Here is a 20,481-nt window from a genome sequence, read left to right as displayed (position 1 = left end):
CGCACGCGAGAAAGCACAGAGGAGTTACGATGAGCGATACATCTGAGCGCAACCAAGCCGTGCACATCCCCCAAGAAGCGTTTGATTGGTACGACGCTTACGCCCATGGTGGTATGGATCGGCGTACCTTTATGCGAAAGCTCGGCACCTTGGTCGCCGTTGGTTACTCGATGTCCGTATTGACCTCGGCGCTGCTGCCTAATTACGCCCTAGCTGAGCAGGTGCCCTTTAACGATGAGGATATTATCGCCCGCTACGAGGTGTTTGATTCTCCTGCCGGTTATGGCAAGGGCAAAGGTTACTTGGTTAAACCGGCCACCGGAGCCAGTCGTTACCCAGCGGTTTTAGTGATTCATGAAAATCGCGGTTTAAATCCCTACGTGAAAGACGTTGCCCGCCGCCTAGCCAAAGCCGGGTTCTTGGCGTTTGCGCCCGATGCGCTATTCCCGGTGGGTGGATACCCAGGTAACGATGACGAGGGCCGGGCGCTGCAGCGCGAGTTGGATAAAAGCAAAGTACAAAATGATTTTGTCGCGGCGGCCAAACATTTAAAGTCACACGCACTTGGTAACGGTAAGTTGGGGGCAGTGGGTTTTTGTTTTGGCGGTTATATGGTGAATTACCTGGCCGCTGTAGACAGTGATTTGCTGGCCGCCGGGGTGCCGTTTTATGGTACACCCGCCCCCAAAGCGCTGCGTAACAATATTAAAGCACCTTTGTTGGTTCAGCTTGGTGAGCTGGACGAACGTGTGAACAAGACTTGGCCCGAGTACGAGCAAGATTTGCAGGCAAATCATGTCGAGTATCAGATGTTTATGTATCAAGGTGCTCATCATGGTTTTCACAATGATTCTACCAGCCGTTTCGATAAAGCCAGTGCCGAGCTTGCCTGGCAGCGTACTCTGGCCTTCTTCACAAAAAAATTAGCGTAACTTAAAGGGTATTTATGGTCAGCACGGTGGCATTAGAGTGTTCTTGTGGCGCGGTAAAAGGTGAGCTTGCGGTGGTGCCCGGCGCGTTTTTTCACGTGCATTGTTTATGCTGTGATTGTCAGCGTTATGCCGAGCACCTAGGTAACGAGGCGGCGATTTTAGATGAGTATGGCGGCACGGAGCTTTTTCAAACCTATCCGGCCCATATGAAAATCACGCAGGGGCACGACAATATCCAAGCCGTTCAGTTAACCCCCAAGGGGATTTATCGCTGGCATACCCGCTGCTGTCAGATGCCGCTGGCGAACACCGTAAGATCTGCAGCAGTTCCTTTTGTGGGGGTGCCGGTAACTTTTATGAAGTTTGCCAGCGAGCAAGACAAACAGGCGGCGTTGGGGCCGGTAAGCTTGAAGGCCTTTGGCAAGTACGGCAAAGGCACTGTGCCAGACGATGTGCACCCGAGGTTTCCGTTGGCGTTTATGCCAAAGATCTTGGCTTTTATGGTTAAAGGTAAGGTGACCGGCAAAAGCAGACCCTCAGCATTTTTTGACGGAAAAGCCCCGGTGGTTGAGGTGCAGACGCTGTATTAGTGACTCTTTAGCACTCTTTAGCTAGACTATAGAGCACCGCGTAAGTATTTGTTCTTCAATGGTTTTAATCTTGTCTTCAAATTGGTTTGGGATTAAAGTGTCCGGCTTTGCGGCGAATACCTGAACCGTCTCACTCTCGTCTACTTAATCGGATGGCTGGGTTATGCGGAAGGGTCGCACCGTTCACTGAATTATTAGGAGAACCTCTATGTCTTATTATGTCGGAGCTTACGCGTCATCGCCTTGCACCTCGGGCTGGGATCCGGAGCTAGAAGCCTCGTATTACGAGGCATTAAAAGCCAGCGACAAGATTAAAGGGCTGGAGCACCCGTTTTTAGGTGAGACTTTACACGCCCAGGACGATGAGTGGTTTTTAAGCAATATCGACCCCAACTGGAATTTTGTGTTCACCTGCGTGCCCGGCACAATGGCGGCTATTGGTAAAACGCCGGAGTTTGGTATTGCCTCGGACGATGACGCAGGTCGCGCACAAGCGCTGGCGTTTATGGAGAAGGCGCGCGCTGCCATCGCCAAGTTAAATGCCCACGCCGGTCGCCAAGTCGTGCAAGCCATTGAGATTCAAACGGCGCCTAATCGCAGTAAAGCCAGCTCGTCGGTGGCATCGTTAACGGCCACTTTAGAGACGATGCTCGGCTGGGACTGGCAGGGCGCCCGTATTGTGATTGAGCACTGCGATACTTACATCGAAGGTCAGGTACCAGCCAAAGGTTTTCTGACGCTGGCTGACGAGATTGCTGCGGTCGAGGCGGTGAATAAAAAACTGGGCGCCGATGTGGGCATTGTGATCAACTGGGGGCGTTCAGTGATTGAAACGCGCTCTGAGTCCGGCGCTATCGAGCACATTAATCAGGCCAAAAACGCGGGCGTACTGGCCGGTGTGATGTTCTCCGGGGTGAGCGATCAAGACACACCTTACGGCACGTGGGCCGATACTCATATGCCGGCCGCCCCGTCGGCCAATGCCACCATCGGTGCCGAGGGCTCACTGATGAGCGAAGCGCAAATCCAGCAGTGTATTCAGGCCGCCGGCGGTAAAGATTTACCTGTTATCGGGGTTAAGATTGGCATTCGTCCTAAAGATGAAACCGTAGCCAAGCGGGTTGCTTACAATCAGGCGGTGTTGGCCATGATTGATCGTGCCTAGGTTTTTATGACAACACGATCGTGAGGCGGCCAATAGATGCTAGCCTTGCCCGCAATAAAAAAGCCAGCGCAATAATGCGCTGGCTTTTTTGTATAGTTTATTTAATAGGCTAAGCGGTGGCTGAATGCTATTGCAAAAACTCCATAGCCGCTTCCATCTCGGCCGATAAATCTTCGGCCTCGGCCATTTGCATATCTGGGTCCATGCCTAAACGGTTAAATGCCGTGACTTTGTGATAATCCACTTTGCCTAGCGCGTTATCGCTACCCAGGTAGCTTTGTAGCATGGCGACGGTGACGACGTCGGTGTAATCGGCTCTGGGTGCTTCGCGGTCAAACTTCATGTGCTGCGAGGGGATGTTGATCATCTCGGCAGGAAAGTCCCACGATTTTAAAATCAGATCGCCAATGGGCCCCTGCAGTTGGTTGATGACCGTGTCGAGGGTGAAACTGTCTTTTAGCAAAAAATCGTGCTCTTCGGCGTAGGTCAAAATTGGCAGCACCCCAATTTTGTGAATCAGGCCAGCGAGGGTGGCTTGGTCGGGGCGCAGGTTGGTGTAGTGGCGGCACAATACGTGGCTGATGCCGGCGATCTCGCTGGAGCGAGTCCAGCTGTCGCGCATGCGTTTGTCGACTAAGTCGGAGGTGGCCTGAAACATTTGTTGCATGGCAAGGCCGGTGGCAATGTTGCAGGTGTACGCCATACCGAGACGCGCCAGCGCCATTTTTAAATCGTCGATGGCGCGGTTACCGCGTAACAACGGGCTGTTGGCCACGCGAACGATGCGAGCCGATAGCGCCGCATCTGAGCCAATAACGTCGGCAAGCTGGTTGAGGTCGGCATCTGGGTCGTCGGCGACTTCGCGCACTCTAAGTGCTGCTTCAGGCAGCGTTGGCAGCACCAGTTTGTCGGTTTTAATGGCGGTGATGATGTCTTGGCGGACGGTATCTACAACTTGGCTCATTAGTCTTCCTGTGGGTGTTCGGCGCGTTGTTGGTCGCGTTTTATTGCCCGGTGCGTTAGGTGCGCACTCAGCCCTCGGGGTTATTGTCCGCTGTTGGCAGGGGGTAGGGCAAGCTCATTCGTGCAATTTTGGTGGCCGGTTGTCCCGTATCACCGGTAGCGAGAAACAGCTCGGCGGTGTCGTCATCGGGTATTACGGCTAGTGCTTCCCAGTTGTTATCGCCGGTCGGTGAAGCCATAACCAGTGCCCCGCGACGAGTACCGGCGGAGTCGACAATAGCGGCGGTTAAATCGAGTGTTTCGGCGCTAAGCGCGATACGTGCCATATGCTTTTTTAGTTTGCCTTTGTAGTGCAAGCGGGCGACTACCTCTTGGCCTGTGTAGCAACCTTTTTTAAAGCTCACGGCGCCGATCAGCGGGTAGTGTAGCTCATGGGGGCTAAAGTCTCCGGCACTGGTGGCGGTAATCTCGGCCCAGCCCGCGCGAATATCCTCTAGCTGCCACCAATGGCTGTCCGCTAGTGCGCAGTTGCTCGCCAATGTTTGCCAGAGGTTTTGTGCGTGCGCATCGCTGACCCAAAGCTCGTAGCGCTGTTCATCGAGCTTAAGGCACACCAGGCCATCGTTGCTGTGCACATCGCCGGTGTTCATGGTCGGCCGTTTGCCTTGGGCGGCGACCAGCTCGGCAGCGCCGGGGCCCCACAGGCCAAAGCGGCGCCAGGCATCGCTGGCATCACTAAGTGTCACCTTGGAGAACACGGCGTACTTTTGCAGGTGCTGTGCGAGGCTGTCGGTTAGGCTGGCGTGACAGCGCAGCAATATTTGCTCTGGGTTAATTTGCGCCAGGGCAAAGCTAGCCTCCATGCGGCCTTTTAAGTTGCACTGGGCTCCCAGCTTCCAGTGGCCGTTTGCCAGTTCGCGGACATCGGCGGTGACTTGGCCTTGTAAAAATTTGGCGGCGTCAGGGCCATCGAACGCCAGCAGCCCTTGGTAGCCCAGTTCGGTTAAATAAGTGTTAGCGGCTGCTTGCGACGCGCTGTCTTGCGGCTTGTTAAAGGCGATTTCGCCATTGGCGGAGCGTGTCGCGCCCTGAGCGTCGAGAAAGTGTTGCCAGTTGCTCATAGGTTTCTCGCTGTTCCCGAGTCAAAGAGGAGTTGTTTGGTGCGCAGTGCACAATAGCTATACATGATAGAGCTGGAGGGTGGTTAAAGGAAGGGGCCGCCACCGGGCGGTTAACGCGGTGGCGGCCTAACTTACTAGGTTGGCAGCGCTTTATTGTGTAAGTAAAAACTCAATCAAGGCTTTTTGCGCGTGTAGGCGGTTTTCGGCTTCTTGCCATACTGGCGAGTCCGGTGCGTCGAGGAGTTCGGCACTGACTTCTTTGCCGCGATACGCGGGTAAGCAGTGCATAAACAGTGCATCGGATGCGGCGTGGCTCATAAGCTCGGCATTCACCTGGTAGTCGGCAAAAGCGCGCTCGCGCAACTGTTTTTCATCTTCCTGGCCCATTGAGGCCCAGGTGTCGGTCACCACCAAGTCGGCGCCTTTGACGGCATCCGTTGGGTTGGTGCAGATTTTGATGCGTTCTTTGCCGGCGTTGATACGCTCGGCTGTGGGGCCAAAACCCTCGGGCGTGGCAATGCGCAGCTCAAAGTCGCACAGGCGTGCGGCGTTGATGTAGGAGTTGCACATGTTGTTGCCATCGCCCACCCAAGCCACGCTTTTGCCCTGCATAGAGCCGCGCAGCTCGACAAAGGTTTGGATGTCGGCCAGCAGCTGGCAGGGGTGGTAGTCGTCGGTTAAGGCGTTGATAACTGGCACCCGCGAGTACTCGGCAAAGCGCTCAATGGTGTCGTGGCCAAAGGTGCGAATCATCACAATGTCGACCATACGCGATAGCACGCGGGCAGAGTCTTCAATCGGCTCGCCGCGACCAAGCTGGGTGTCGCGTGAGGATAAAAACAGCGCGTGTCCCCCAAGTTGTGCCATGCCGGTTTCAAACGACACGCGAGTGCGGGTGGATGATTTTTCAAAAATCATTCCCATCACTTTGCGATCGAGCAGTGGTTTGGACGTGCCGTTGTACACCTCGGCTTTAAGCTCGATGGCGCGTGCAATAATACTGCTTAACTCTTCGGCGCTAATGTCGTTTAGCGTTAAAAAGTGCCGCGTTTTTTTGCCGTTGTGTGGTGCGCTAACTGCAACCATAACTGTGCCTTAACAATCTAAATTAAAGTGCTTCAACCAGAGCGATAATGCCATTCACCAGCGTATCGGTCTCTTCGTCTGTCATTACAAACGTCGGCAGTAAACGAATGGTGTTGCCGGCGGTAACGTTGATCAGTAGCCCGAGCTCGCGAGCTTTAGCGACAAGCTCCGGGCAGGGCTCGGCCAACTCAATGCCGATCATTAAACCGTGACCGCGAATCTCGACTACCTGGTCGAGCTCGCCAATGCTCTGGCGCAGGGTTTCGCGAATTTGCTCGCCGCGCTCGGCAACCTGAGCCAGCATCTCGTTATCGAGTGAATCAAGCACCGCGCAGGCGGCGTGACACGCCAGCGGATTGCCGCCAAAGGTCGAACCGTGATTGCCGGGGCCAAATACCTCGGAGGCTCTGCCGTGGGTCAGGCACGCACCGATAGGCACGCCGTTGCCCAAGCCTTTGGCCGTGGTTACCACATCGGGCTTGATGCCGTTGTGCTGATAGGCAAAGTACTGGCCGGTGCGGCCGTTACCGGTTTGAATCTCATCCAGCATTAACAGCCACTCGTGGCGGTCGCATAACTCGCGCAGCTTGTTTAGGTAATCATCGGCTGGCACGCGCACGCCGCCTTCGCCTTGCACGGGCTCGACCAGTATCGCCACAATGTTTTTGTGTTCGGCAGCTAACACTTCAATGGCGGCGACATCGTTAAAGGGCGCGCGCACAAAACCGGGCAGTAGCGGGGCAAAGCCCTGTTGCACTTTGGTGTTGCCAGTGGCGGTCAGTGTCGCCATGGTGCGGCCGTGAAAGGCGCTGTTCATTACTACTACGGTGGGGTTCTCAATGCCTTTATCGTTGCCGTATTTACGGGCGATTTTAATCGCCGCCTCATTGGCCTCGGCGCCGGAGTTAGAGAAAAACACCTTTTCCATGCCCGATGCTTGGCACAGCTTATCGGCCAGCTCGCGCTGGGGCGGAATGTTGTAGAGGTTAGACACATGCAGCAAGGTGCCCGCTTGCTCGGTAATGGCGCGGGTCACGGCCGGGTGTGAGTGCCCAAGGCCACAGACCGCGATGCCACTGATGCCATCGATGTAGCTGTTGCCCGCATCGTCCCACACTCGGCTGCCTTCGCCCTTTACCAGGGTTAAGGTCCGCTCGCCGTAGGTGTTCATCAATGTAGACATTTGTCTTTCTCCAAAAACAGTGCCGCCCGAACCTGGTTAAAAGGCTCTGGGAAAGGCAAATCAGGGATTCATCCAAGAGTGTATCGTGCGGTTAATGCGCGGGCTTGCGCTGGGTTAGCGCTAAAACGTGGCAAAAACCAAACAGCCGATACTATAGCGAAACGCTCGCCTTGGCAAATACCCGCCGGCGGGCCGACGCAGCCCCGCCCGTGATGGTAAACTCGCGCTCTGTTTTTGTATCGCGATCTTCGGGAGCCCGGGTCACAATGAATGCCATTGAACTGAGTGTGTTTGCCAGCCGCATGGCGTCTATTTGCGATGAGATGGGCGCGGTGCTTAAGTGCGCGGCATTTTCGCCCAACATTAAAGATCGTCTGGATTTTTCGTGCGCTTTGTTTGATGCCGACGGCTTACTAAGCGCCCAGGCGGCGCACATCCCTGTGCACTTGGGCAGTATGGCCTACGCCATGGCCGATATCGTCAGCGCCGTCGAGTGGTGCGAGGGCGATATGCTGGTGGTGAATGACCCCTACTTAGGGGGTACTCATTTACCCGATGTCACTGTCATTGCGCCTGTTTTTTGCGCGGGAAGATTAGTGGGCTTTGCTGCCAACCGCGCTCACCACGCCAATATTGGAGCTGCCAGCCCCGGCTCGATGCCTATATCTCGGCACTTAGAGGAAGAAGGTGAGATTATTCCCCCCACGCCCTTGGTTGTAAAAGGTGTTCCGGTCGAGGCGGTGTTAGCCCGTTTGTGCGGTACGGACCCAAAGGCGACCCACACAATTCAGGCTCGGGGTGACTTTGCCGCGCAAATCAGTGCATGCCGGGTGGGGGTAGAGCGCTTACAGGCGCAAGTCTCGGCATTGGGTATTGCGCCTTACAGCGCGGCTTTAACGGCGCTCAATAATTACGCCGAGCGTTTAGCGCGTGCCGCGTTAGCCGAGATCCCCGCAGGGCGTTACTGCTATACCGACTATATGGATGACGACGGTTTGGGGCAGCGCGATATTGCCATTACTGTCAGCATTACCGTCACGGGCGATGCGGTAAACGTGGACTTTACGGGCACCGCAGAGCAAGTGCCCGGCAATATCAACTGTCCATTGTCGGTTGCGGCGGCCGCCAGCTTTTATGTGTTGCGCTGTTTAATGCCCGAGCAAACACCGGCCTGCGCCGGCACCTTTAGGCCGATTGCTATTAGCGCGCCCGAGGGTAGCTTGGTGAACGCGCGCCGCCCGGCTGCGGTGGCCGCTGGCAATGTCGAAACCTCGACCCGCATGGTGGATGTGATGTTGGGCGCACTCGCTGCCGCGCTGCCCGAGCGTATCCCCGCCGCCAGTACCGGCTCGATGAACAATATCGCCATGGGCGCCAATGCCACAACTGGCAGCGAGCGCTGGGATTACTACGAAACCAACGGCGGCGGCATGGGCGCCGGCCAGCGCGGCGGTGGCTGGTCGGGGGTGCAAACCCATATGACCAACACGTTAAATACGCCCATCGAGAGTTTAGAGAAACACTACCCAGTGCGCGTGACTCGCTATCAGTTGCGCCCCGGCTCAGGCGGAGCCGGGCAGCGCGCCGGTGGTGATGGTTTGCTTCGCGAGTACGAGTTTTTGGCGCCAGCGCAAGTTACGCTGCTTACCGAGCGCCGCCGTTATGCCCCGTGGGGTTTGGCGGGCGGGCAGGCCGGTGAGTGTGGCGAAAACCGTTTAAATGGCGAGCTGCTGCCGGGCAAGATCGCCCTACATGTTACAGCAGGTGATCGGTTAACCTTGGCAAGTGCCGGTGGCGGCGGTTGGGGTAAACCGCAGCGCTAATGGCTATCGATTACCCCACACTGCCGTTAACTGAATTGCGCCCCGCGTTTGCTGCCGCCATGGGCGCGGGCAGCCTGCTTTTAGAAGCCGAACCCGGTGCCGGTAAATCTACCTTGGCGCCTTTGTGGGCGCTAGAGCACATTGACGGCCAAGTATGGTTGATTCAGCCCAGGGTGCTGCCGGCTTTAACCTTGGCGCGCCGGCTGGCCGCGCTGCTGGGCGATGACGTCGGGCAAACCGTGGGTTATCAGGTGGCGTTTGATCGTCGGCAAAGCAAAGCGACCCGGCTGCTGATTATGACGCCGGGGATTTTGTTGCAGCGTTTATTGGCCGACCCGGAGCTGAACGGGGTGGGTGCGGTGATGCTGGATGAGATTCACGAGCGCTCGGTCAACCAAGATACCGCGTGGGCACTGCTGCAAGAGAGCGCTATTTTGCGTGAGGATTTACAGTTGGTGTTGATGTCGGCCACCCCCGATGCGGCGCTGCGCCAGCAAGTGGATACCTCTTTACACTCGCCGGGGCGCTGTTTTCCGGTCGAGCTAAGCTTTTGCCCAGCGCGCGAGGCCGGCCCCCGTGGCGAGCCATTGGCCGACCAACTGCTGCGCGCGCTGGCCACAAAAACAGACTGGCAAACGCGTACAGTATTGGTGTTTTTATCGGGCTGGCGCGCGATTGACGACTGTAGGCAAGCCCTTAACCGGGCGTTTGCCGGGCATCCGGTGTATTGCCTGCACAGCCGGGTGGCGCGGCAAGAGCAGTTGTCCGCGCTGGACGCGACATTGGGTCCGCGCGTGATTCTGGCCACCAATATCGCCGAAACCTCGCTGACCATTGCCGATGTGACGCTGGTGATTGACTCTGGTCTTGCGCGAGAGCCCGCGTTTGAGCAGCGCACCGGTGTGACCCGGCTTGAAACACGACGCATATCCCGCGCCAGCGCCGAGCAGCGCCGGGGCCGTGCGGGCCGCGTACAGGCCGGTTTTTGTATTCGGCTGTGGTCCGAGTCCGAGGCGTTGGCGCCGCAAGCGTTGCCCGAAATTCGCCGCACTGATTATCTGCCGCTAGCCTTAAGACTCGCCCACTGGGGTACGCCGGCCGCGCAATTACCATGGTTAGAGCCACCCGGCCGCTTAGCCTTAACCCACGCGCAAACGCATTTGCAGCGCTGGCAGTTGTTGGATGCCGACGGAGGCATTACCGCGCAGGGCGAACGGGTCGCTACGCTGGGTACCCACCCGCGCATCGCCGCTTTGTTGTTGCAATTAGAGGATTCACTAACCGACTACCCGTGGTTGTTGTTGCTGGCCCTGGCACTGCATTTTGATTTGCCCGCCGAGGCCACGCTGGAGCAGTGGTTAGCGGGTGCCGAGCTAGAGCTGCGGCGCAATAAACAGTGGCAACAGTTAAGTGGGCGTTGGCAGCAGACGCTCGGCGTTGCGGTTGCACCTAACGCCGCTGTGACGGCTTTATTGCCAGCTTTAGCGGGCCGGCTAGCGCAAGTGTTTGTCGATCGGGTTGCTCATCGGCGCGAGTCGGGGCGCTACCGAATTAACGCCGGTATTAGTGTGCAGTTAGCCGATGTGGGCGAGTGGGCGTTGCTGTTGCAAGTGATGGCCCGTGGACGCGAGCACGTGGGGGTGGGCCTGGCGATACAGTTAAGCCCTGCGCAAGTGCGCCAGCTGGCCAGTGCCGAGTCGAGTTTAGAGCAGCTGGGCAGTGGTAAACGCCGCCGCTGGGTCGAGCGCAGCCGTTTTAGAGTGGGCGGCCAATTAGTGGATGAAACCGAGCGAGCGCTAACCGACGCCGAGGTACCAGCGGCTATTTTGCAGTTTATTCGCAGCCAGGGGTTGGCGGGCGTCAGTTGGCCACCGGCGGCATTGAGCTTGCTTGTGCGCGCCCGCCTATTGCAAGCGCAAGGTGCGCTGAGCTTGCCGCCGCTTTCCGAGGCCGACTTACTTGAGCGGCTGGATGACTGGCTGGCGAGCTTTTTAAATGCCGAATCTGATTTAAACGAGTTGCCACTACTGGATGCATTGCGGTTTTATTTGGGGTTTGATGCCGCGCGGGATGTTAACCAGTGGCTGCCAGTCAGTGTCGAGCTGCCCAGCGGCCGGTCTGTGCTAGTAGATTACTTGGCGGCCACTGCGCCAGCCGAATGGCTGGCCGGCAGTGTAAATTGTGAGCCGCGTATTGCAGCTAAGCTGCAGGAGTTTTTTGGGGCACAAACCTTTGCGTTACCTGCTACTGGAATTCCCCTTGCCATTGAGCTGCTCTCGCCGGCGGGCCGGCCTTTGGCGGTCACGCGAGATTTGGCGTTTTTTTGGCGCGAGGTTTACCCCGAGGTGCGGCGCGAGGTGCGCGGCCGCTACGCCAAGCACCCGTGGCCCGAAGACCCGTTAACCCACCGGCCAACGGCGCTGGTAAAGCGTCGGCTGTAAAAGTCACCTTTACGTCGCCGCGCGATTAAACGATGCGGCAGGCAAATTGATTTTGGATACCAGTGTATGAAACCAAGTGTCACCGGTTGGAAAAGTACGACTGCCGCCGCATTTATAGCCAACCTTTGTTTTGAGGGGGCCGCTGCGCAAGACAGCCCAGAGCCCGCCGCTGATCGCCCGCAGGAAATTGTAGTGGTGACATCGAATCGCGAGCCCAGCCGCTGGTATAACGCCGCAGCGGCGGTGGATGTGGTTGCGGCGCGGGATCAGTTGCCGGGGTTTCGCTTCGACAGCGCAGAGTTGCTGGCGGGGTTGCCTGGCGTGCAAGCTGACAGTCGCGCCAACTTTGCCCAGGATACCCGTATTACTCTGCGAGGCTTTGGCGCCCGCTCGGCGTTTGGGGTGCGCGGCATTAATATGCGCATTGACGGCGTGCCGCTGACCATGCCCGACGGACAGAGCCAAACCTCCAGCATTGCGCTCGATGGGGTTGACCGGGTTGAGGTGTTGCGCGGGCCAATGGCGAGTCTATACGGCAATGCCGCCGGCGGCACGATTGCATTTTTTAGCGCCCGACCAGAAGCCGATCAGCTGAGCGCAACAATAGCCGCAGGCGATGCCCGCCAGCGGCGCTATCAAGTGCGCGGCGAGTGGGCCGGCGAGCAGGCCGCTGCCCGGGTACAGGTCAGCCAGTTTAGTACCGACGGCTTTCGCGAACACTCGAGCGCCGAGCGCAATCAGTTGGCAGGGCAGTGGTACTACCGCTCCCAAAGCGATATCGAGCTATTGGCGCGGGTGGATATGAGCCGCGACCCGGATACCCAAGACCCGCAGGGGCTGACCTACGAGCAGTGGCTTGAGGACGATGCCCAGGTGCACCCAGTAGCGCGTTTGTTTAAGCCGCGCAAATCCATCAATCATAAACAAGCGTCGCTTAGCGCACGCCAGCCAACCTCATGGGGGAGCTGGCAGACGGCGGCTTGGTTGGGCACGCGTGATATCGAGCAGTTTTTAAGTTTTCCCGGCGACGACGAAAACAGCAGCGGCGCGGTGATCGATTTACACCGCGATTTTAGCGGCGCGAATATTCGCCTGGCCCGTCAGTTAGGCACTTTAGAGTGGTCGGCGGGGGTGGAGTTGGCGCAGATGCGCGACCGGCGCAAAGGCTTTGTCAATGAACAGGGCGTAGCGGGCGAGCTTAAACGCGACGAGCTCGGGCAGGTGCAAAACCGCGATCTGTATAGCGCACTGGTGTGGCAACCAAGCGATCGCTGGATGTTGCAGCTAGGCGGGCGTTACAACACTATAAGCTTTGATGTTGCCGATGACTTTATTCAGGGCAGCAACCCCGATGATTCGGGCTCGCTGCAGTTCTCCGAGCCAAGTGTAGCTTTTGGCGGCAGCTACGGGCAGGGCGCGTGGCGCGTGTTTGCCAGCGTAGGCGAGGGGTTTGAAACCCCCACTTTAACGGAAATGGCCTACCGCAATAACGGCACCGGCCTAAATACGGATTTACAGCCGTCCCAAAATCGTCAGGCAGAGTTTGGCTGGCGCCTAGAGCGCTCGGTCATTAATGCCAGTCTCACCGCTTTTATAGTGCGCAGCCGCGATGAGCTGGTGGTGGATCAGTCCAGCGGTGGCCGGACCACCTATCGCAACGGCGCCGACACTGAGCGCGAAGGTATTGAGGGGCAGCTACAGTGGCAGTTGTCTCGCCATTGGGACTGGCGGTTGGGCGGTACTCTTTTGAGTGCCGAGTACAGCGCCGGCCCCTACGCCGGATTGCGGTTGCCCGGTGTGGCAAGTGAGAATGTGTATAGTCAGGTTGATTGGCGGCCACTGGCGGCGCCCCTTGAGTTGAGCTTGGCAACCCGGTATCGGGGCGATGTCGCGAGCTCCGATAGCAATAGCGAGATTGTGCCGGGAGCGGTGACGTGGGATTTGTCGATGCGCTCGGAGCGCCGCTGGGGGTCATGGGATGTTGTTTTTTGGGCAAAAGCCCGGAATCTGACCGATAAAAAGTACGTGGGCTCGGTTATTGTCAACCAAAGCCGTGGCCGAACCATTGAGCCTGCCCCGGGACGGCAGTTTGATGTGGGGGTGAATCTGAGCCACAACTGGTAGCGCTGTCATTGCGAGTCTGCAGTAAAAACCTCAATAAAGTGGTATTTTTTAGCGTCAAAAGCATAACTTTACCTATAAAGTGGCAATTAGTTGCCGCTTTGCCATCCCATTTACCGGCGGCTTGGGTTATGATAGAGGCCTGCTTGGTGGTTGGCTTTGTCAGTTTCCCCTTCAGTTGATGTTAAGTTAATGCTAGTTGCTTTAAGTTAACGTAAGGTCGGGTGCGGTAGCATCGGGTGTATTTGGATCGAATGCCGCGCTGCGGTAGAATAACCGGCTTGAACGATTATCTGGTTATACGAATTTTCGGTTCTCTCTCGATTTTGTAGGCTCTGGGCTCTTGGTCGATTAGGTTTAATCGCATAAGGGCTAGGTAATACCTTCAAGTCCACCAATCCAAAGGGTTTGCGCCCTGCGGATAGATCTAAACGAGGCAATGATTAGCATTATGGATGTACTGGATACCATCAAACAGCAGCTTTCTGAAAACCCAGTGATTTTGTACATGAAGGGCTCGCCAAATGCGCCTCAATGTGGGTTTTCACAGCGTACCTCGCAAGCGGTAATGGGGTGCAACAAGCGGTTTGCATACGTGGATATTTTGGCCAATCAAGATGTTCGCGAAGCTCTGAAGCAGTACGCCAATTGGCCTACTTATCCGCAGTTGTGGGTAAATGGTGAGTTGGTAGGCGGTTGCGATATCGTGACCGAGATGTATGAGAATGGTGAACTTCAAGCGTTGATTGACGCCGCAGTACCCGCCGATTCTTCAGATTGATTCATGCTCCTGTTGGGGCAGTTCTCGTTCTCGGGGGCTGCCCATTTCTTTTTTTGCCCCCTTCGTTTTTACCGCTACCTTGTTTGTTAAGGTTATAGGCTGCCTGTACTCTGCAGATACCACCATAGTATGCCAAGCCCGACCGCACCAATAATGCTGATGCCGATGAGTATAATACCGAGTGTGCGATGTGGCGCATCGACCACCTCTACCTCGCCGTCGGTACGCAACCAGTGCGCCATCCACGCGGTATTTTTTGATTTTAACAGGCGGATTTCCTGCTCTTTTAGGGCGCGTATCTGGCTCTCGTATTCACGCCATTGCTCGCCGTCCGATGCCTCGCGAAGCTGGTAAAGCTCGTCCAGTTTGTGGGTGAGGTCGGCGTGGGTTTTATCCAGTCTGGCGCTCAGCTCAGTGAGTCTTGTGTCGGCTTTGGGGTCCAAGGTGGTGTCTCGTTGTTGCGCTAGCTTGTTATCTGGGTGGCCTGCGTGGTAACGCGGTGGCGCCAGGGTATTTGCGTAAATACCCTAACAGATTGCCATAGAATAATCACAAGATGTGACTGCTCTTGTTATAATCGCGCCACTTTACTGCTGGTTACTGGCCGGCCGCTACGGAGTGATTGCGCGATGACCCAAAAACAACACGATGCTCGGACGAGTTTAGCAGGCTTTGCGCACCCCCGTTATTGGGTGACATGGTTAGCGTTGGGTGTTTTTGTGTTGGTGGCGCACCTGCCTTGGCCAGTTGCGCGCAAACTGGGGGAGTGGTTGGGGGCGTTGCTGCATCGCTTTGCCGGCTCGCGCCGGGAAATCGCCCGGGTTAACGTCAAGCTGTGTTTTCCCCAGTTGTCCGATACCGAAAGCGAGCAATTGGTGCGCGATATATTGCGCAATGTCGGGCTGAGCTTTGTCGAAACTGCGATCGCCCTATGGGGGCCAGATCGTAAATTTGCGGGCCGCTACACCCTAAAGGGGCTAGAGATTCTTCATCGGCTGCAAAATGAAGGCAAGGGCGTGCTCTTGTTGGGCGGGCATTATTCTACGTTGGATGTGGCCGGACGTATTATGGGCCTGAATATCGAGTGCGATATGATTTACCGGGTAGATCGTAACCCGTTGTTGGCGGCGGCAATGGCTCGCGCCCGCGAAAGTTATTCGGGCGGCACAATTCCCCGCGATGAAGTGCGCCAGCTGGTTAAAAATTTACGCAAGAATCACCGTATTTGGTACGCGCCCGATCAAGATTACGGTGTGCAAAACACCGTGTTTGCGCCTTTTTTTGGCATTCAGGCCGCGACGGTAACCGCGACGGCGAGGATGGCGCAAATGGGTCGCGCCGTGGTGGTGCCCTTTGAGCACTATCGCGATGATGCCGGCGTGTATCATGTTGAGCTGAAAGAGCCGCTGGAGAATTTCCCAAGCGGCGATGACGTTGCCGATGCGAGCGCCGTCAATGCGGTCGTGGAGTCTGTGGTGCGGCGCCACCCGGCGCAATATTTATGGGTGCACCGGCGATTTAAAACCCGACCGGAGGGAGAGGCGTCACCTTACGCTCCGCGCAGAAAGAAATAGCAGGTATAACAGGGTACACTTAGGTAACCGTTGGCTCATTCGAATGGAGTAAAAAGTATGCTAAGAATGTTCGATATTCAGGGCGCAAAATTGCGGGATCAAAACGTTGACCCCGACAACGTTAAGGCCGCCATGGGGACGGCGATATGGATTGATGCGGCAGAGCCTACGGAAGACGAACGTGATGAGCTGAATAAATTTTTACGTGCCGAGCTGCCCGAGTCGGACGACGTTGAAGAGATTGAGTTCTCGGCGCGTTATTTTCAGGATAATGCTGGTATTCATGTCCACTCGCTGTTTTTGTCGCCCACCGAGGGGCGCCACTCGACTACCACAGTCGCTTTTATTTTGCAGGATAAGCGCCTGATCACTCTGCGCGACGGCGAGTTGGCTGATTTTAGGCTGTTGCGGATGCGCGCCCGGCGCGGCCAGGTGCAGGCGCATTCGCCACAAGATTTGCTGATTACGATGTTTGAGCAAAAGGTCGAGAACCTTGCCGACGTGCTGGAGGATATTCATCGCAAGCTCGAGGACGTTAGCCACACTGTGCTGGAAGATGACGATGCCGACCTCGAGGATGCGATTGATCGCTTGGCCAAGCTTGAGGACAGTAACGGTAAAATTCGCCTGTGCTTGATGGATACGCAGCGGTCGATTTCATTTTTGCAGCGCCATCTGCGCGAGCATTTTGAGCTGCAAGAGACCGCCCGTGAGATTAAGCGCGATGTGGATACGCTCATGTCGCACACGGCATTTTTGTTCGACAAAATTAACTTTTTGATGGATTCGACTCAGGGTTTTATCAATATCGAGCAAAACCAGATTATTAAAACCTTCTCAATTGCCGCGGTTATTTTCCTGCCACCTACGGTGGTGGCAAGTTTCTACGGGATGAATTTTGAGTTTATTCCCGGCTTGCATTGGGAATGGGGCTACTTAACGGGCACCGCGATTATGCTGGCATCGGCGATTGCGCCCCTGTGGTATTTTAAGCGTAAAGATTGGCTCTAGGCCCTGGTGTTGGCTGCGGCGGCCCAATGGGCCGCTGACTGGTCAATGGTTGTCCTCTGACTGTTCTGGCAGGGTACGGGCTAAAACTTGTCGCAAAAATACCCGCCTGTTGCCGCAAAAGCGTGCCACAGGCGGGTGAATCTGCTAATATCGCCGGTTTTTCTCTTCCCCCTAAATTTTCGTATTGAAAGGGCTTTGCTTATGAGTCTGGCAGACAGAGTACTCTCCGTTAACAACGATTTACCCATTCGCACTGAGCAGCCGGTTCACAGCGGCAAGGTTCGCAGTGTTTACTGGCTGACCGAAGCCGACAGTCGCCGTCTGATTGCCGAAAAAGGCTACGACGTGGCCGCCGACGCGCCTTTGGCGATCATGGTAATCAGTGACCGGATCTCTGCTTTTGATTGTATTTGGCACGGTGAGGGCGGCATGAACGGTGTGCCGGGTAAGGGCGCCGCGTTAAATGCTATCTCTAATCATTGGTTTCGCCTGTTCCGTGAGCAGGGCTTGGCCGACAGCCATATTCTGGATATTCCGCACCCATTTGTCTGGATTGTGCAAAAAGCTCGCCCGGTGATGATTGAGGCGATTTGCCGCCAGTATATTACCGGCTCTATGTGGCGCGATTATGCCAAGGGCGGCCGTGAGTTTTGCGGCATAGAGATTCCCGATGGTCTGGAAAAAGATCAAAAGCTGCCCGAGCTTCTTATTACACCTTCTACCAAGGGCATTCTTAAGGGGATTCCCGGTGTGCCAGAGGCGGATGATGTCAACATTACCCGCGCTGACATTGAGGCCAATTTTGAAGCTTTTAACTTTAAAAACAAAGACGACATTGAGTACTACGAGCGCCTGCTAAAAGAGGGCTTTGATGTTATCAGTGGCGCGCTGGCCGAGCTGGATCAGATTTTTGTCGACACCAAGTTTGAGTTTGGTTACGTCGCCGATGCTGCGGGCAATGAAAAGCTGATCTATATGGATGAGGTGGGAACGCCCGATTCCTCGCGCATTTGGGATGGCCCGAGCTATCGCGATGGCAAGGTGGTCGAAAAGTCCAAAGAAGAGTTTCGCCAGTTGTTGCTGAACTACTTTCCCGACCCTGACGTTCTGCTGAATAAAGACCGTATGGAAGAGCGTAAAGCGTTGGCGCAAGACAATGCCTTGCCCGAATCGGTGTTGATGCAAGTGTCCGAGACTTACCGCAGTATTGCCGAAAAAATCACTGGCGAGAAAATTGTGCTGAGTGACAATCCGAAGCAGGAAATTATCGATATTTTACGCAACGATTACGGTTTGGTTGATTAACGTATTGCTTGGCGCTGTGGCGTGGGAGATTAGCTCTCCCACTCCCAGCGCAGCGGTTCGCCAAACTCATCGTAGATAATTTTTTTGCGTGGCCGCGTATTTCTTTTGGGTTGGGCAATTGGCGCAGGCGGTTTGGGTTTGCGGCGCTGCTCAATAGCCGAGATCTCGTCGGAAACCGATGTGCGGGTGTCGGGTTCGGCCTTTTTATCAAAAACGTGGGGCAGGGGCTGACGATTGTCAACGCGGCCGGATAAGCCGCGCGGCACTTCGTTTATGGCGCCGCCGTGCTCAAGGTACTCGCGCATTAGCGAGTCCAGTTCTTGGCGCTGCTCCTTTTTGGATTTGGCCAGCTTCATTAATGGTCCTGCGGCTGTTGTCGCATAGCCACTTAGAATATCAGTTCCCGGCGCCGGGCGCCAAGCAGATCACTTTATGAATGCAGCAAGCGTTAAAATTACAGAAATTTTTTACTCCCTGCAGGGGGAGTCAAACACTTCTGGTCGGCCGACGGTGTTTGTGCGCTTGACCGGTTGCCCTCTGCGCTGTCAATACTGCGACAGTGAGTATGCTTTTTATGGCGGTGAGCGCATGAGCCTGGATGCCGTGTTGGCGCAGGTGGCGAGTTACAACCCTCGCTACGTGTGTGTGACCGGTGGCGAGCCGATGGCGCAGCGTACCTGCCCAGAGCTTTTGAGCGCGCTGTGTGATGCGGGCTACAACGTATCGTTAGAGACCAGCGGTGCCATAGCGCTCGATAATGTAGATGCGCGTGTGGTGAAGGTGATGGACTTAAAAACTCCGGGCTCGGGTGAGTCGCATCGCAACCTATGGGATAACTTAGATACGCTTAAATCGACCGACCAAATTAAATTTGTGATTTGCTCGCGAGATGATTACGACTGGGCGCGGTTAAAGATTGATGAGCGCGGCCTTGCCGATAGGGTCGCAGATGTTTTGATGTCGCCCAGTTACGGGCAGGTGGATGAGCGCGCCCTGGCCGAGTGGATCGTAGCGGACAATTTGCCGGTGCGTTATCAGTTGCAGCTACATAAGCTGCTGTGGGATGACAGCCCTGGTCGCTAGTCAGTCCAGCTGCTTGTGGGGTGCGTCTGCGGTGCTTGAATCCACATGTTGCACAGAGTAAGAAGGTATTAATGAGTCAGACAAAAAGCCAAAAGCGAGCCGTTGTGTTGGCCTCCGGCGGATTGGATTCCACCACAGCGCTGGCAATCGCCCGGTCCGAGGGGTTTGAGTGCTATAGCATTAGCTTTGATTATGGCCAGCGCATGCGCGCCGAGCTGGTTGCCGCCGAGCGGGCTGCCAAAGCCTTGGGCAGTGTTGAGCACAAAGTTATCACGTTGGATCTTGGTGCCATTGGTGGCTCGGCGCTAACGGATACGTCAATCGATGTGCCTGAAACGCAAACTCAGGGTGTGCCTATCACGTACGTGCCGGCGCGCAATACGGTGTTTTTATCCATTGCGCTGGGCTGGGCCGAGGTGCTTGAGGCCGACGATATTTTTATAGGCGTCAATGCGGTGGACTATTCGGGTTACCCTGATTGCCGCCCCGATTATATTGCCGCCTACGAAAGCATGGCGAATCTCGCGACTCGCGCCGGTACCGAAGGGCACCGGCTGCGAATTCGCACCCCCTTGATTGACCTAAGTAAGGCGGAAATAGTTAAACGCGGCGTTGCGCTTGGGGTCGATTACGCTTTGACGGTGTCTTGTTATCAGGCAGATGACGATGGCCGCGCGTGTGGTGTGTGCGATAGTTGCCGGTTGCGCCGATTTGGCTTTGAAGCGGCGGGCGTCGATGATCCGACGCGATACCGCTAAACCGCGGCGGAAAGTTCGGTTAGGTTGGTAAGTTATTGATCAATTACCATTTATTACCAAACTATTGCAAAAAACCGCTTGTTTTTTCTGATCAAATCATTATTATGTGCGCCTCCTTTTAGGGCGTTAGCAACAAGGTTTTGGCCGTCTGCCAAAGCAGTAAAACGCGTTAGAATGGGTCGTTAGCTCAGTTGGTAGAGCAGTTGGCTTTTAACCAATTGGTCACTGGTTCGAATCCAGTACGACCCACCATATTTACCCGTAAGGGCGCAGTTGCTTTGAGCAGCTGCAGTACAATCAGTTTATGGGTTGTTAAAGCAGTTGGTAGAGCAGTTGGCTTTTAACCAATTGGTCACTGGTTTGACAAAACGCCGGGAGCGTTTTGGACACCGCCATAGCGGTGGGGCGTAGCCCCGAGCATCGGGATGATGCGAGTCAATCCAGTACGACAAATGGAAAGTGCGCTTTTAGCGCTGCATGTAAAAGTTTATGGGTCGTTAGCTCAGTTGGTAGAGCAGTTGGCTTTTAACCAATTGGTCACTGG

The 20,481-nt window shown here is 55.8% G+C and carries 18 protein-coding genes and 1 tRNA gene; 13 read left to right on the top strand and 6 right to left on the bottom strand.

The window, feature by feature from the left end; all coding sequences use genetic code 11:
* Positions 1-29 precede the first annotated feature (29 nt).
* From AACY82_RS07090 to AACY82_RS07080, 3 genes are all read left to right on the top strand, one after another.
* On the top strand, positions 30-932 hold the full coding sequence (locus AACY82_RS07090) for a dienelactone hydrolase family protein (RefSeq protein ID WP_339616090.1): 903 nt from the start codon (positions 30-32) through the stop codon (positions 930-932).
* Between the two features lie 14 nt (positions 933-946).
* Positions 947-1,522 (top strand): DUF6151 family protein, encoded by a 576-nt coding sequence (locus AACY82_RS07085; RefSeq protein WP_339616089.1) that lies wholly within the window; start codon positions 947-949, stop codon positions 1,520-1,522.
* 208 nt (positions 1,523-1,730) lie between these two features.
* Positions 1,731-2,687, top strand: coding sequence for a DUF4862 family protein (locus AACY82_RS07080; protein WP_339616088.1), 957 nt, complete (start codon positions 1,731-1,733; stop codon positions 2,685-2,687).
* 127 nt (positions 2,688-2,814) lie between these two features.
* Here the strand turns inward: AACY82_RS07080 and AACY82_RS07075 are convergent, their stop codons facing one another.
* From AACY82_RS07075 to AACY82_RS07060, 4 genes are all read right to left on the bottom strand, one after another.
* On the bottom strand, positions 2,815-3,651 hold the full coding sequence (locus AACY82_RS07075) for an HDOD domain-containing protein (protein ID WP_339616087.1): 837 nt from the start codon (positions 3,649-3,651) through the stop codon (positions 2,815-2,817).
* 67 nt (positions 3,652-3,718) lie between these two features.
* Complete coding sequence (locus AACY82_RS07070; RefSeq protein ID WP_339616086.1) at positions 3,719-4,771, bottom strand: hypothetical protein; 1,053 nt, start codon at positions 4,769-4,771, stop codon at positions 3,719-3,721.
* 150 nt (positions 4,772-4,921) lie between these two features.
* Positions 4,922-5,857 (bottom strand): ornithine carbamoyltransferase, encoded by a 936-nt coding sequence (argF, locus tag AACY82_RS07065; protein ID WP_339616085.1) that lies wholly within the window; start codon positions 5,855-5,857, stop codon positions 4,922-4,924.
* Positions 5,858-5,879: 22 nt separating this feature from the next.
* Positions 5,880-7,040 carry an aspartate aminotransferase family protein gene (locus AACY82_RS07060; RefSeq protein WP_339616084.1) on the bottom strand — a complete coding sequence of 387 codons (1,161 nt, stop codon included), beginning with the start codon at positions 7,038-7,040 and terminating at the stop codon, positions 5,880-5,882.
* Between the two features lie 266 nt (positions 7,041-7,306).
* Between AACY82_RS07060 and AACY82_RS07055 the strand changes: the two genes are divergently transcribed.
* From AACY82_RS07055 to grxD, 4 genes are all read left to right on the top strand, one after another.
* Complete coding sequence (locus AACY82_RS07055) at positions 7,307-8,863, top strand: hydantoinase B/oxoprolinase family protein (protein WP_339616083.1); 1,557 nt, start codon at positions 7,307-7,309, stop codon at positions 8,861-8,863.
* Complete coding sequence (hrpB, locus tag AACY82_RS07050) at positions 8,863-11,304, top strand: ATP-dependent helicase HrpB (protein WP_339616082.1); 2,442 nt, start codon at positions 8,863-8,865, stop codon at positions 11,302-11,304. Before AACY82_RS07055 ends, hrpB begins: the two co-directional genes overlap by 1 nt.
* Positions 11,305-11,370: 66 nt before the next feature.
* A complete protein-coding gene (locus AACY82_RS07045; protein ID WP_339616081.1) occupies positions 11,371-13,428 on the top strand; it encodes a TonB-dependent receptor in 2,058 nt (685 codons plus the stop codon).
* A 448-nt stretch (positions 13,429-13,876) separates the two neighbouring features.
* Positions 13,877-14,206 carry a Grx4 family monothiol glutaredoxin gene (gene grxD / locus AACY82_RS07040; protein ID WP_339616343.1) on the top strand — a complete coding sequence of 110 codons (330 nt, stop codon included), beginning with the start codon at positions 13,877-13,879 and terminating at the stop codon, positions 14,204-14,206.
* Positions 14,207-14,298: 92 nt separating this feature from the next.
* On the opposite strand, the gene AACY82_RS07035 is transcribed toward grxD, so the two are convergent.
* A complete protein-coding gene (locus AACY82_RS07035) occupies positions 14,299-14,649 on the bottom strand; it encodes a hypothetical protein (RefSeq protein WP_339616080.1) in 351 nt (116 codons plus the stop codon).
* Positions 14,650-14,835: 186 nt separating this feature from the next.
* On the opposite strand from AACY82_RS07035, the gene lpxL reads away from it, so the two are divergent.
* The 3 genes from lpxL (at position 14,836) to AACY82_RS07020 (ending at position 18,096) form a co-directional block, all read left to right on the top strand.
* Positions 14,836-15,780 carry an LpxL/LpxP family Kdo(2)-lipid IV(A) lauroyl/palmitoleoyl acyltransferase gene (gene lpxL / locus AACY82_RS07030; RefSeq protein ID WP_339616079.1) on the top strand — a complete coding sequence of 315 codons (945 nt, stop codon included), beginning with the start codon at positions 14,836-14,838 and terminating at the stop codon, positions 15,778-15,780.
* Between the two features lie 57 nt (positions 15,781-15,837).
* Entirely contained in the window at positions 15,838-16,791 is a 954-nt protein-coding gene (gene corA / locus AACY82_RS07025) for a magnesium/cobalt transporter CorA (RefSeq protein ID WP_339616078.1), read from the top strand.
* Positions 16,792-16,992: 201 nt separating this feature from the next.
* The gene (locus AACY82_RS07020; RefSeq protein ID WP_339616077.1) at positions 16,993-18,096 is read left to right on the top strand and encodes a phosphoribosylaminoimidazolesuccinocarboxamide synthase; all 1,104 of its coding nucleotides are present in this window, start codon (positions 16,993-16,995) and stop codon (positions 18,094-18,096) included.
* A 29-nt stretch (positions 18,097-18,125) separates the two neighbouring features.
* Here AACY82_RS07020 and AACY82_RS07015 read toward each other — a convergent pair whose 3' ends face one another.
* Positions 18,126-18,452, bottom strand: a complete 327-nt coding sequence (locus AACY82_RS07015; RefSeq protein WP_339616076.1) for a hypothetical protein — start codon at positions 18,450-18,452, stop codon at positions 18,126-18,128.
* 76 nt (positions 18,453-18,528) lie between these two features.
* Here AACY82_RS07015 and queE point away from each other — a divergent pair, with 76 nt between their 5' ends.
* From queE to AACY82_RS07000, 3 genes are all read left to right on the top strand, one after another.
* Positions 18,529-19,179 (top strand): 7-carboxy-7-deazaguanine synthase QueE, encoded by a 651-nt coding sequence (gene queE, locus AACY82_RS07010; RefSeq protein ID WP_339616075.1) that lies wholly within the window; start codon positions 18,529-18,531, stop codon positions 19,177-19,179.
* A gap of 71 nt (positions 19,180-19,250) precedes the next feature.
* On the top strand, positions 19,251-19,937 hold the full coding sequence (gene queC, locus AACY82_RS07005) for a 7-cyano-7-deazaguanine synthase QueC (protein WP_339616074.1): 687 nt from the start codon (positions 19,251-19,253) through the stop codon (positions 19,935-19,937).
* A 176-nt stretch (positions 19,938-20,113) separates the two neighbouring features.
* A tRNA-Lys gene (locus AACY82_RS07000) sits at positions 20,114-20,189 on the top strand.
* Positions 20,190-20,481: the final 292 nt, after the last annotated feature.

Source organism: uncultured Gilvimarinus sp., from assembly GCF_963972205.1.
GTDB classification, from domain to species: domain Bacteria; phylum Pseudomonadota; class Gammaproteobacteria; order Pseudomonadales; family Cellvibrionaceae; genus Gilvimarinus; species Gilvimarinus japonicus.
This window is presented reverse-complemented; position numbering and strand designations above follow the sequence as displayed.